Source organism: Rathayibacter sp. AY1F4, assembly GCF_002931775.1.
Classification (GTDB): domain Bacteria; phylum Actinomycetota; class Actinomycetes; order Actinomycetales; family Microbacteriaceae; genus Rathayibacter.
This window is the reverse complement of sequence record NZ_PSVE01000032.1, coordinates 19,679-32,070: the sequence shown is the minus strand read 5'-3', so window position 1 is coordinate 32,070 and position 12,392 is coordinate 19,679. Positions and strand designations below refer to the sequence as shown.

The window sequence follows — 12,392 nt, the reverse complement described above, 5'->3', positions numbered from 1 at the left end:
GCCGGCGACAAGGAGTCGCTGTTCGCCGACCTCAACTCGCGCGGGCCGCGGCCCAGCGCGAGTTGAGGTCGGCGAACAGCGACTCCTTGTCGCCGGCACCCGCACCGCGCGCGGCGTCGATCAGCTCCTGGCGGTAGGCGTTGCCGAACAGGTCGATCTCGGCCTCGTTGGCGATGTCGTTGATGACCGCCTCCTTCCCGACCGGGTCCGGGGCGAGCTCGAGGTACTGCACGCCGAGCGCGTCGAAGTCCGCGAGGGTGTCGGGAGCGGGGTCGCTGATCACGGGGCTGATCGCGCCCTGGCTCTCGGCGTAGCCGGACTCGTTCGTGAACCAGTCGATCCAGGCGCGGGCGGTGGCCTTGTTGTCGGAGTTCTTGTTGATCGCGAGGAACTTGTCCGAGGCGGTCACCGAGGTGAAGGTCCCGTCCTGCGCCCACGGCATCGGCCAGAAGCCGATGACGTCGCGGGACTTCCCGGCCTTCTCGGCCGCGTCCTGCATCTGCGAGACGGCCCAGGAGCCGAGCACCATCGAGCCGATCTCCCCGCTCGCGAGGAGGTCCTTCGACTCCTCCCAGTTCGTGGTGGTCGGGTCCGCCTCGCTGAGGCCCTGCGCGACCGTGTCGTAGAGCAGGCCGTCGATGTTGTACTGGTCGTTGCCCTCGGTCCAGGGCGCGTCGTCCGCGATCATCTCGGTGCGGACGTCCGCCCCCTGCACCGTGCCGAGGTTGCCCTCGATCGTCGCGAGGGGCCAGCCGTCCTTGTAGTTCGTGTAATAGGGGACGACGCCGTCGGCCTTGATCTTCTCGAGGTCGGCGAGGTACTCCTCCTCCGTGGCGGGCGGATCGGTGATGCCCGCCGCGGTCCAGACGTCGCGGTTGAACACGTAGCCCATGGCCGAGCCGAAGGTCGAGACGCCGTAGGCGGTGCCGTCGAACGAGCCCTCGTTGGTGAAGCGGTAGGTCTTCGACAGCTCCTCCGTCGAGCCCAGCGGCTCGAAGTAGTCGGAGTAGTCGTCCTTGGTGACGTTGGAGCTCGGGATGAGCAGCACGTCGCCGTAGTCCTTCGAGTTCAGGCGGATCTTGGTGTCGCCCTCGTAGTCGGTCAGGGCCTCGAACTTCACTGTCGTCCCGGGGTACTTCCCCTCGAACGTCGTCGCGTAGTCGGCGAAGGTCGTGTCGACCAGGTCGGTGCGGTTGGTCAGCACAGTGATCTCGCCGGCCGGCTCGCCGGAGTCGTTCCCCGCCGATCCGCCGGAGCAGCCGGCGAGCGCGAGGGAGGACGTGACGGCGACGGCGACGATGCCGATCAGCGTGGTCCTGCGGTTTCTGGTGGGTCGTTGCACGGGTGTTCTCCTCGGTAGGGCGTCGCGGTGCGACGGTGAGTGCAGTGGGTGCGGGACGGAGGTCAGTGACGGGCCTGCCACCAGTGCCGGATCGTCGGGAGGTACTGGCGCACCAGCGACTCCAGCCACGACGGCACGTGGGGGTGGGGCGAGGGTCCGGCCGTCGGCGGCGCGGTGGGAGTCGTCGGCGGTGCGGTGGGCGTCGTCGTCGGCGGGGTGGTCGGCGTCGTCGTGGGCGGAGCGGTCGGCGTCGGCGTCGGGGCGGGCCCGGCGGCGACCACCGTCGCCACGTCGTCGACGGTGAGGACTCCGGTCCCCGATCCGTTCACGTAGAGGGCGTACTGGGTCACCGAGGTCAGGTCGAGATCGGCCTCCGGGGCCCACGACGGCGGAGCGAAGGCTGAGAAGGGGACGACGGTCGGCCCCTCCGTCGCCGGGGTGACGGAGGCCTCCCAGTAGGCGCCGTTCGCGACGAACTGCACCGAGAACGGGGCCGCGGCGTCCACGTCGAGGGTCAGCCCGGAGTAGCCCCACCAGTTCTGCGGAGCATCGAACGTCTTCACGACGCCCGCGTAGCCGGCCGTGCCCGTGTCGTAGTCGAAGCGCGCGGCGCTGCCGGCGCCGGAGGGCACCAGCGTCGGCGCGATGGTGCCGCCCCCGCTGTTCCGGACGTAGGCCTCGCGGACCGCCGCGTCGTCGGCGTAGCCCTCGAAGTCGTCGACCACGACGGGCTCCGTCGGCACGGCTGAGGTCTCGAACGAGCGGACCTCGGACACGGCGGAGCCGACGCCGTTCACGGCGGTCACCCGCCAGGAGTAGCGCGTCTCGGGGGCGAGGTCGACGTCCGGGCGGACGGTGGTCGCGGTGAGCCCGGTCGTCTCCACGATCGGGTCGGAGAGGTCCTCCGATGCCGAGAGGGTGAAGCGGTAGAACGCGGCGTCGGCGGCGGGCTCCCACGAGAACGCGGGGGTCGCGGTGATCCCGTCGGCGCCGGCGGCCGGCGCGACGAGCGCGGGGGCGGCCGGGGCGCCGAGCGGAGCGGCGTTCGGCGAGAAGAGGTTCACGGAGCCGATCTGCGGCGTCCACGCCTCGCCCGGGCCCTGCGGCCACGAGACGCGCAGCTGGTTCACGCCGGAGAGGCCGCGCACCGACAGCGTGTACTGCTTCCAGTTCCCGGTGCCGCCGCGGGTGTCGACCGCGATCGGCGCCCACGTCGCACCGTCGGCCGAGCCCTCCACGGTGAGCGGGGCGACCGGCTGGTCGGGCCAGTACCAGGCCGTCACGTCGGCGCCGCTGATGTCGTCGAAGCTCCAGGTGAGGCTCGCCGGATCGGTGCTCTCGCGCTTCACGCGGGAGACGTCTCCGCCGAACTGCGCGGGCGAGCCGGAGTCGATCGCGAGGCTGCCCGTGCGGGCCGACACCTTCGAGAAGTCGTCGAGCGGGTCGGCGAGGGCCACCGCCTCCGCCGCGCTCGTGACGGTGGCGCGCTCGAGGGTGGCGCTGCCGCTCCAGGAGAGGCGGACGGCGTCGCCGTCGAAGCCGTCCGCTCGGAGGGCGCCGCCGTCGACCGTGGTCGCGGCCGGAGTCCAGGTCGTCCCGTCGGTGCTCGTCGAGACGGTCGCGGCCGAGGGGTCCGAGAAGAGGAACTCGGCGGCGGTCACGCCGTCACGCTGCCAGGTGATGCTCGCAGCGCCCGTCGCGGCGACGACTCCGCCGGCCGGCGTCGGCTCGAGCCGCGCGTTCTCGTGTGCCGAGCTGAGGGTCCAGGTCTGCAGCGGGTCGACGAGCACCGTGCCGGCCTCGGGCGCGGCCACGGGGTCGGAGGCGGGGCCGGGGCGATCGCCCTCGCCGACCGCGACCACGCGGTAGCGCGCTCCGTCGGGCGAGTCGTAGTCGGTGACCGGGGAGGCGGAGGCGGAGACGGCGCCGTCGGTCACGTCGCTCCAGGCACCGCCGTCGACCGAGCGCTGCACGAGATAGCCCTGCGCTCCCGCGGTCCCGCGCCACGAGACGGTGGTGATGCCGTACACCTGGTCGAGGGCCGTGACGAGCGGGGCGCCGAGCTCGTGCCGGCCGGGCGTGCTGCCGACGGCCGCGCTGTAGCGCTCGACCGCGTCCACGCTCTCCCGCTCCCGCGCCGAATCGCCCGGGTAGTGGAGGGTGAAGCCGTCGTCGTGCGGGACGAAGCCCCCGCGGTCGTTGTTCCCGAACAGCGACCAGAAGAACATGCCCGAGACGTTCCGGTCGGCCGCGGCCGCGTCGAGCAGCGTGGCGGAGGCGGCCGTCGAGGCGTACTCCCCCGCGATGTAGACCTTGCCCGCGTCCGCGACGGTCCGCGCGTCGGCCGAGACCCGCTCGGCGGTCGGCGGGTAGTAGTGGACGTCGACGATGTCGAGGTCCGGCGACGCGAGGGTGTCGGGATCGATGTCGAAGCGGCGGCCGGCGGCGACGAGCTGCTCCGGGGCCTTCTCCTTCAGGTGCGCGACCTGGGCGTCGATCCACTCGCGGGTCATGCCCTCGAGCTCGTTGCCCAGCTCCCACGCCATGATCGTCGGGTCGTCGACGAAGCGCGTCCCGGTGATCGTGTTCGTGTGGTCGAGCACGTGGTCGACGTAGTCCTGGTATGCCGCGATCGCGGCCGGATCGGTGTAGAAGTCGTCCGACTCGAGGCCGAGCGGAGTCGTGAAGTCGCGGTGACCGCCGTGGTAGTACTCCCACTGGTCGGTGAGCGGCAGCACCAGGCGGATGCCGAGGGTGCCCGCGTAGGCGACCGCGAAGTCGATGGTGCGGAACGCCTCCTCGTTGTACTCGCCGAGCCGCGGCATCAGCGCGAGCGGGTCGGCGTCGTCCTGGCTGGTCGACGTCATCATGTGCGAGCGCACGACGGTGACACCGAGCCCGGCCGCCGTGTCGAGGGCGTCTTTGATGCGGAAGTAGGTCGGGTAGTCGATCCCGCCGACGTTCTCGTCGAGGCCGAGCCAGTAGATGTTCGTCCCGCTGGCGCGGAAGCGCTCGCCGTCGAGGGTGAGGGCGCTGCCGTCGCGCTGGACGAACGCGGTGTTGGCGCTGGTCCAGTCGGCCGGCGCGGCCTGCGCGGCCTGGGCGGAGGACGCGGTCGCGACGAGGGTCGAGGCGACGACGGCGGCGATCGCTCCGCCGGCGAGGGCCGAGCGGAGGCGGGAGCGCCTCGGGGCGGGCGGTGCTGCGGCACGGGTCATGTGTGTTCCAGGGCTCCTTCGACCGGGGTGGAGGACCGGCTCGCGTCGTTCCGCTCTCGGGATCGGGGCTCGTCGCCCCGCCCTCGTCGGCCGGTCCTCGGACAGACTCCCCTGTCCTCCCCGTCGAGGTCAATATCAAAAGTAAATAATTTATGTAACGAATCGAGACGGCAGTGCGAGCACGCGGGGCGTGGCGACGGCCGTCGACCGACGGTCGGAGATGCTCAGGCCGCCGGCGCGCCCGTGGATCCGCGCGGGACGATCACGACGGCGGGGCTGCTGATCGCACGGCTCTCGCCACCCGCGATGCCGGCCAGGAGCTCCCGACCGGCGAGCATCCCGATGACCTGCACGTCGTGCGAGACCGCCGAGAGCGGGGGCTCGCTGAGCTGGCACTGCGCGGAGTCGTCCCAGGCGAGGAGCGAGAGCTCGCCCGGGACGGCGAGACCGCGATCGCGGGCCTCGTCGAGTCCGCCGAGCGCCATCAGGTCGCTGTCGAAGACGACCGCCGTCGGCCGCTCGTCGCCGTCGAGCAGGGCCGCCAGAGCACGGGCCCCGGAGGCCCGCGAGTAGTCGCCCCCGGCCGTCGGTCCGGACACTCCGTGCCGCGCGCACTCCTGCGCGAACGTCTCCTCGCGGATGCGCGTGTGCAGCAGCTCCGCGGGTCCGGCGACGCGGCCGAGCCGGGAGTGGCCCTGACCGGCGAGGAAGTCGACGGCCGCGCGCATCGCGTTGTCGTCGTCCGTCCACACCGCGCGGAAGCCGACGGCGGCGCTCGGTGGGCCGATCACGACGGCGGGGAGGCCGAGGCCGCGCACGAACTCCGGCCGCGGATCCCCGTCCTCGAGGTCGACCAGGATCACGCCGCTCACCTCGCCGTCCTCGCTCCACCGCCGATAGGTCGCGAGCTCGGCGTCGGCGTCGGGCAGGACGTTGAGGAGCACCGAGTAGCCCGAAGGGCGGACCGCCCGCTCGACACCGGCGATGAACTCGTGGAAGTACGGCTCCGCGCCCATGATCTCGGTCGCCCGCACCAGGGCCAGGCCGATCGGTCTCGTCCGCGTCATCGCCACCGCCCTTCGTCGCCCGTCCAGAGTAGGGGGCCGATCGGCGGCGGAGCCGTCCCGTACGCTGACGAGCGGAACGGGAGGTGACGGCATGGCACGGCGCGAATCGACACCCGCGGCCCCCGGGAGCCGCGCCCTCGTCGTGGACCTGATCCGCTCCTCCGGGCCGATCAGCCGCGTCGAGCTGACCGCCGCGACCGGCCTCACCCAGCCCGCGATCTCGATGATCGTGCGCAAGCTCCTCACCGACGGCATCGTCCGCCAGACCGGCTCGACCTCGACCGGGGGCAAGCCGCGGCAGCTGCTCGAGATCAACGCGCGGGCGAGGATCGCCATCGGCCTGCAGCTCGGCTTCGAGTCGATCACCCTGGTCGCCACCGACACGGGCGGAGGCGTGATCGCACGCCAGCAGATCGACGGCGCCGCGCTCGCCTCCCCGGAGGAGGTCACCGCGCGCCTGGTCCGGGCCTACGACGACTTCATCCGCGGGACCGGGATCGACCGCGGCTCGATCGCGGGCGTGGCGGTCGTCGCTCCCGGCCCGATCGACCAGGCCGCGGGCCGCGTCCTCGGCCCGCCGACGCTGCACCACTGGCGCGACCACCCGCTCCGCCAGGAGCTCGGCGCCGGTCTGGGCGCGCCGATCCTGCTCGACAACGACGCCGCCGCCGCCGCGATCGGCGAGTTCTGGAGCCGCGGCGTCTCGCGGCACCGCACCTTCGGGAGCATCTACGTCGGCACCGGCATCGGGGCCGGCGTCGTCCTCGACGGCGCACTGCTGCGCGGGGCGAGCTCGAACGCGGTCGAGATCGGCCACGTCACGATCGTGCCGGGCGGGCGCGAGTGCTTCTGCGGCAACGTCGGCTGCCTCGAGCGGTACGCCTCGCCGACGGTGGTCGTGGAGGAGGCGCGCTCCGACCGCGCCGCGTTCGCCGACCTCGACCTCGCCTTCCGCGCCGAGGAGCACGCCCGCGACTTCGACGTGCTCAGCCTGGCGGCGATCAACGGCCATCCGGCGGCCCTCGCCCTGATCGAGCGCGCGGCCGGGCACCTGGCCGACGGCGCTCTGACCCTGGCCAACCTGTTCGACCTCGACGAGCTGGTCCTCACCGGCCCCGGAGTCGCCATCGCCGGCTCGATCCACACCCGCGCGATCCGCGCCCGCCTCGACGAGCGCCGCTTCGCCCGCCGGGCCCACCCGATCGAGGTCGAGCTCTCGAGCAACCCGCGCGATGCGGCCGCCGTCGGAGCGTCCTCCCTCGTGCTGCAGAGCACCCTCTCGCCCGGGCACGGGCCGGTGCTCCTGCAGCCCGGAGGGCGCGATGGCTGAGGCCGTCGTCTCCGCAGGTCGGCTGCTCGGGCGGACCGTCGCGACGCCGGACGGAGCGGCGCACGCGTTCCTCGGGGTGCCCTACGCGGGCGACCCCCGGCGCTTCCTCCCGGCTCCGCCGCTCGAGGCCTGGAGCGGACGGCGCGAGGCGCTGGAGCCCGGACCGCGGGCTCCGCAGACGTCGGGTGGAAGCGAGACCGGCTGCCTGACCGTGAACGTCTGGACGCCGGAGGCAGCCGAGGCCTGCCCGGTGATCGTCTGGATCCACGGGGGACTGCACGTCGCCGGCTCCCCCTCCGAGCCCTTCTGCGACGGAGCACGGCTCGCCGCCCGGACCGGCACCGTCGTCGTGGCGCTCGGCCACCGGCTCGGCGCGCTCGGATTCCTCACCGTGGACCACCTCCTCGGCCACGAGTACCGCGACTCCGCGAACGCGGGCCTGCACGACACCGTCGCCGCGCTCGAGTGGGTCCGCGACGAGATCGCGGCGTTCGGAGGAGACCCCGGTCGGATCACGCTGGCCGGCCAGTCCGCCGGCGCGACGTCGGCCGCGATGCTGCTCGCAGCGCCCCGCGCCGAGGGCCTCTTCGCGCGAGCGGTGCTGCAGAGCGCGAACCCCGAGCGCGTCGGGTCGCGCGAGTACGGCGAGGAGGCGACGGCGGAGCTGCTGGACCTGCTCGGCGCGCCGCCGGAGCGGCTCCTCGACCTGCCCTGGCCTCGCCTGATCGAGGCGCAGGACCGCCTGCTCGCCCGCCGCTCGGCCGCGGGTCCGAACACCGTCGCCGTGTTCCGGGCGGGCCTCGACGGCCGCCTGCTGACCCGCGACCCGGTGTCCGCCGTCGCGGCGGGAGCCTCGAGCGGAGTGGATCTCGTCGTGACGACGAACGTCAACGAGGGCTCGGGCTCCGTCGACCTCCGGGCTCCCGACTCCGTCGAGCTGCGCGCACAGCTCGACCGGCACGTCGCCGACCTGCTTCCGGGAGGGGACGCGGGGGCCTATCGAGAGGCTCTGGCGGCCGACCTGGGCCGCACCCCCTCGGACGCCGAGGCCCTGGAGGCGTGCCTCGCCGACGAGATCTACCGGCAGCCGAGTCTGCGGCTGCTCGACGCCCGGGCCGCAGCGACCGGATCGACGCGCGCCGCCCTGTTCGCCTGGCGCGCCGACGACTCCCGCGGCGCGACCCACTCCCTCGAGCTGCCCTTCCTCTTCCGCAGCCTCGACGACGCCCGTGGCACGATCGGGCCCGCCCCGCAGCGCCTCAGCGACGAGGTCTCGTCGCGCTGGGCCGCCTTCGCGGCGACGGGCGACGCCGGCTGGCCCGAGTACGGATCCGAGCGCACGACGCTCGTGCTCGACGACCCCGTCCGGATCGTCGACGCTCCCCGCGAGCACCTGCGCCGCCTGGTCGCGTCCCACCGCCGCTGATCCCACCGGCCACTGGCCCCGTCCAGGCGGTTAGGTTAGGTTAACCTTCGCAACCCACACCACCCCCTTCGAAGGATCGCCGTGCCCGCCACTCGCACCCCCCTCCGCCTGACCGCCGTCGCCTCGCTCGGCCTCGCCGCGCTGCTGCTCACCGCCTGCTCGGGAGGAGCAGACGCCGGCTCCGAGGGCACGTCCGAGAGCAGCGCCGCCGAGAGCAGCGAGGGCTTCCCCGTCACCGTCGACCACGCCTTCGGCAGCACCACCGTCGAGTCGGCCGACCGCGTCGTCGCGACGAGCTGGACCAACCAGGACGTGGCGCTCGCGCTGGGCGTGACCCCGGTCGGCTTCACCCGCGCCTCCTACGGCGACGAGGACGGCGACGGCCTGCTGGTGTGGACGAAGGAGGCGCTCGACGCCTCCGGCGCCGAGACCCCGACCCTGTTCGACGAGACCGACGGCGTGCCCTTCGAGGCGATCTCGGACCTCAGCCCGACCGTGATCCTCTCGGCCTACTCCGGCATCACACGGCAGGACTACGACACCCTCAGCCAGATCGCCCCCACCGTCGCCTACCCGGGCCTGCCCTGGGGCACGACCTGGCAGGACTCCGCGAAGCTCGACGGCGCCGCGCTGGGCCTCGAGGACGAGGCCGTCGCGAAGGTCGGCGAGATCGAGAGCGACATCACGCAGACCACCGCGTCCTACCCGCAGCTCGCGGGCACCACGTTCATGTACGGCTGGTACGACCCGACCGACGCGAGCACCTTCACCTACTACACGCCGAACGACGCGCGCGTGAAGTTCGTCGAGGACCTCGGGCTCGACGTCGCCCCGAGCGTCGTCGAGCTCTCCGGCGACTCGGAGGCGTTCAGCGGCACCATCAGCTCCGAGAACGCCGACCAGCTCGACGCCGACGTGCTCGTCGTCTACGGCGACGACACGACCCTCGCCGCGCTGCAGGCCGACCCGCTTCTCTCCAAGATCCCGGCCGTCGAGCGCGGCTCCGTCTACGTGCTGGAGGACGGCTCCTCCGCCGCCATGGCCACCTCGTCGCCGAACCTGCTCAGCATCCCGTGGGTGCTCGACGAGTACACCGCCGGCCTCGCCGCGGCCGCCGACAAGGTGTCGTGACCCGCACCGCACCCACCCGGAAGACGAGGGCGACCGCGCTGGCGGTCGCCCTCGTCGCGCTGGCCGTCGCCTCGGTCCTCTCGCTCGTGTACGGCTCCCGCGAGATCCCGCTCGGCGAGGTCTGGCCGGCGCTGACCTCGCCCGATCCGGCGTCCATCGTCGACGCGGCGGTGCAGGGGCGGGTGCCGCGGACGGTCCTCGCGATCCTGGTCGGCGCCGCGCTCGGGCTCGCCGGAGCCGTGATGCAGGGCCTGACCCGCAACCCGCTCGCCGATCCGGGCATCCTCGGCCTCAACTCGGGCGCCTCGCTCGCGGTCGTGCTCGGGATCGCCGGGGTCGGCGCGACGAGCCTGCCGCAGTTCATCTGGCTCGCGTTCCTCGGAGCCGCCGCCGCCGGGGCGTTCGTCTACGCGGTCGCGTCGCTCGGCCGCGAGGGCGCCACTCCGCTGAAGCTCGCCCTCGCCGGAGCCGCCACCGCCGCCGCGCTCACCTCCCTCATCAGCGCGGTCCTGCTCACCCAGGAGACCACGCTGAACCGCTTCCGCTTCTGGCAGGTCGGCGGAGTCGGCGGCGCCGAGACCGCGAGCATCCTGCAGGTCGTCCCGTTCCTCGCGGTCGGCGCGGTGCTGGCCCTGTCCAGCGCGCGGGGGCTCGACGCCCTGGCGCTCGGCGACGACCTGGCGACCGGCCTCGGCCGGCGCGTGGGGCGCATCCGCCTGGTCGCGGGGCTCGCGGCCGTGCTGCTCTGCGGCGCCGCGACCGCGATCGCCGGACCGATCGGCTTCATCGGCCTGGTCGTCCCGCACCTCGCCCGCCGCGTCACGGGCCCCGCGCACGCCTGGCTGCTGCCCTCCTCCGCTCTGCTCGGCGCCCTGCTGCTGCTCGTCGCCGACGTGGTCGGCCGCGTGGTCGCCCGGCCGAGCGACGTCGAGGTGGGCATCGTGACCGCGCTGATCGGCGCCCCGGTGCTCATCGCGATCGTGCGCCGCTCGAAGGTACGGGCGCTGTGAGGACCGCGGAGGCGCCCGCTGCGGTCGGCATCGCGGCCGGCCGCACGCTGCGCCGTCGGCGCACGGTCATCGGCTGCGCGGTCCTCGCGGTGCTCGCGCTGGCGCTCGTCGTCGTCTCGCTCACGGTCGGCAGCACGGTCTACTCGGTGCCGGAGGTCGTCCGCGTGATCCTCGGCGAGACCGTGCCGGGCGCCTCCTTCACCGTGGGCACGCTGCGGCTGCCGCGCACCATCACGGCCGTCCTGGTGGGCGTGGGCTTCGGGATGGGCGGCGTGATCTTCCAGACGATGCTGCGCAACGCCCTCGCCAGCCCCGACATCATCGGCATCACATCGGGGGCGAGTGCGGCGGCCGTCGTCGCGATCGCGTTCTTCGGGCTCTCGGGCGGCGCGGTCTCGGTGATCGCGGTCGCGGCCGGGCTCGCGACGGCCCTGATCATCGCCGGGCTGGCCGAGGGCGGCGGAGTGATCGGGGCGCGGCTGATCCTCATCGGCATCGGTGTCGCGGCGATGTTCCAGAGCGTGATCGCCTACGTGCAGACCCGCGCCGACTTCGAGGACGTCCAGGAGTCGCTGCGCTGGCTGACCGGCAGCCTCAACTCGGCCGCCTGGCCCTCCGTCCCGCCGCTCGCGCTGACGATGCTCGTGCTGGTGCCGCTGGCGCTGCTGCTCTCGGGCCGGCTCGGCGTGCTGCAGCTCGGCGACGAGTCGGCGACCGCGCTCGGGCTCGACGTGCGGCGCAGCCGGCTGGCCCTGCTCGCGGTCGGAGTCGGCCTCGTGGCCGTCGCGACCGCCGCCACCGGCCCGATCGCGTTCGTCGCCTTCGTCTCGGGGCCGATCGCGCGGCGGATCCTGCCGAGCGCGCGCACGCTGCTGATCCCCTCCGCCCTGGTCGGCGCGGTCGTGGTGCTCGCCGCCGACCTGCTCGCCCAGTACGTCGTCGGCGCGCTGTTCTCGGGCGCGCGCTTCCCGGTCGGCGTCGTCACCGGCGCCCTCGGCGCGCCCTTCCTGCTCTGGCTCCTCGCCCGCCGCAACCGCTCCGGAGGCTCCCTGTGACCGACGCCCCGCCCACCCTCGCCGCCGACGCGGTCACCCTCGCCTACGACGAGCGCGTCGTGGTCGACGGGCTCTCGCTCGCCGTGCCGCCCGGCCGGATCACGGTGATCGTCGGCGCGAACGCCTGCGGCAAGTCGACGCTCCTGCGCGCGATGGCGCGGCTGATCACCCCGCGCTCGGGGAGCGTCCTGCTCGACGGGCGCGCGATCCACCGGCTCCCGACGCGCCAGGTCGCGCAGCAGGTGGGGCTGCTGCCGCAGACCCCGATCGCGCCGGAGGGGATCGCCGTCTCGGACCTGGTCGCCCGCGGCCGCTACCCGCACCGGGGCCTGTTCGGCCGCGGCTCCGGATCGGACGACGACGCGATCGTCGAGGAGGCGCTGCGCGACACCGGCACGCTCGAGCTCGCCGACCGCCCCGTGGACGAGCTCTCGGGCGGGCAGCGCCAGCGGGTGTGGATCGCGATGGCCCTCGCCCAGCGGACCGACGTGCTCCTCCTGGACGAGCCGACGACCTACCTCGACGTGTCGCACCAGGTCGAGGTGCTCGACCTGCTCACCGACCTCAACCGCTCGCGCGGGACGACGATCGTGATCGTGCTGCACGACCTCAACCTCGCCGCCCGCTACGCCGACCACCTCGTCGCCGTGCGCGACGGCGCCCTGTACGCCTCGGGCACGCCCACCGAGGTGGTGACGCCGGAGACGGTGCGCGCGGTGTTCGGGATGGAGTCGCGCGTGATCGAGGACCCGGTCTCACGGACACCGCTGGTGCTGCCGATCGGGCGCCACCACTCGGGCTGAGCCCGGCCGT

Annotated in this window: 9 protein-coding genes; 6 read left to right on the top strand and 3 right to left on the bottom strand. The window is 73.6% G+C overall.

Going from position 1 to position 12,392, the window contains the following annotated elements; genetic code table 11:
- Window positions 1–31: 31 nt before the first annotated feature.
- The 3 genes from C5C59_RS15855 to C5C59_RS15845 all read right to left on the bottom strand — a co-directional run bounded on the left by C5C59_RS15855 (window position 32) and on the right by C5C59_RS15845 (window position 5,627).
- Entirely contained in the window at window positions 32–1,342 is a 1,311-nt protein-coding gene (locus tag C5C59_RS15855; protein ID WP_104251320.1) for an ABC transporter substrate-binding protein, read from the bottom strand.
- A 62-nt stretch (window positions 1,343–1,404) separates the two neighbouring features.
- Entirely contained in the window at window positions 1,405–4,560 is a 3,156-nt protein-coding gene (locus C5C59_RS15850; protein ID WP_104238780.1) for a carbohydrate binding domain-containing protein, read from the bottom strand.
- Window positions 4,561–4,784: 224 nt separating this feature from the next.
- Window positions 4,785–5,627, bottom strand: a complete 843-nt coding sequence (locus tag C5C59_RS15845; protein ID WP_208543581.1) for a LacI family DNA-binding transcriptional regulator — start codon at window positions 5,625–5,627, stop codon at window positions 4,785–4,787.
- A gap of 91 nt (window positions 5,628–5,718) precedes the next feature.
- On the opposite strand from C5C59_RS15845, the gene C5C59_RS15840 reads away from it, so the two are divergent.
- From C5C59_RS15840 to C5C59_RS15815, 6 genes are all read left to right on the top strand, one after another.
- The gene (locus tag C5C59_RS15840; protein ID WP_104238781.1) at window positions 5,719–6,957 is read left to right on the top strand and encodes an ROK family transcriptional regulator; all 1,239 of its coding nucleotides are present in this window, start codon (window positions 5,719–5,721) and stop codon (window positions 6,955–6,957) included.
- Window positions 6,950–8,383 (top strand): carboxylesterase/lipase family protein, encoded by a 1,434-nt coding sequence (locus C5C59_RS15835; RefSeq protein ID WP_181134924.1) that lies wholly within the window; start codon window positions 6,950–6,952, stop codon window positions 8,381–8,383. The genes C5C59_RS15840 and C5C59_RS15835 overlap by 8 nt, the downstream gene beginning before the upstream one ends.
- Window positions 8,384–8,464: 81 nt before the next feature.
- On the top strand, window positions 8,465–9,514 hold the full coding sequence (locus C5C59_RS15830; RefSeq protein WP_181125670.1) for an iron-siderophore ABC transporter substrate-binding protein: 1,050 nt from the start codon (window positions 8,465–8,467) through the stop codon (window positions 9,512–9,514).
- On the top strand, window positions 9,511–10,524 hold the full coding sequence (locus C5C59_RS15825; protein ID WP_104238783.1) for an iron ABC transporter permease: 1,014 nt from the start codon (window positions 9,511–9,513) through the stop codon (window positions 10,522–10,524). Before C5C59_RS15830 ends, C5C59_RS15825 begins: the two co-directional genes overlap by 4 nt.
- Window positions 10,521–11,579, top strand: a complete 1,059-nt coding sequence (locus C5C59_RS15820; RefSeq protein ID WP_104238784.1) for an iron chelate uptake ABC transporter family permease subunit — start codon at window positions 10,521–10,523, stop codon at window positions 11,577–11,579. Before C5C59_RS15825 ends, C5C59_RS15820 begins: the two co-directional genes overlap by 4 nt.
- Entirely contained in the window at window positions 11,576–12,382 is an 807-nt protein-coding gene (locus tag C5C59_RS15815) for an ABC transporter ATP-binding protein (RefSeq protein WP_104238785.1), read from the top strand. The genes C5C59_RS15820 and C5C59_RS15815 overlap by 4 nt, the downstream gene beginning before the upstream one ends.
- Window positions 12,383–12,392: the final 10 nt, after the last annotated feature.

Coding starts and splice junctions, on each gene's coding strand:
- C5C59_RS15850 (WP_104238780.1), bottom strand. CDS start 4,560: ATGACCCGTGCCGCAGCACCGCCCGCCCCGAGGCGCTCCCGCCTCCGC.
- C5C59_RS15845 (WP_208543581.1), bottom strand. CDS start 5,627: ATGACGCGGACGAGACCGATCGGCCTGGCCCTGGTGCGGGCGACCGAG.
- C5C59_RS15840 (WP_104238781.1), top strand. CDS start 5,719: ATGGCACGGCGCGAATCGACACCCGCGGCCCCCGGGAGCCGCGCCCTC.
- C5C59_RS15835 (WP_181134924.1), top strand. CDS start 6,950: ATGGCTGAGGCCGTCGTCTCCGCAGGTCGGCTGCTCGGGCGGACCGTC.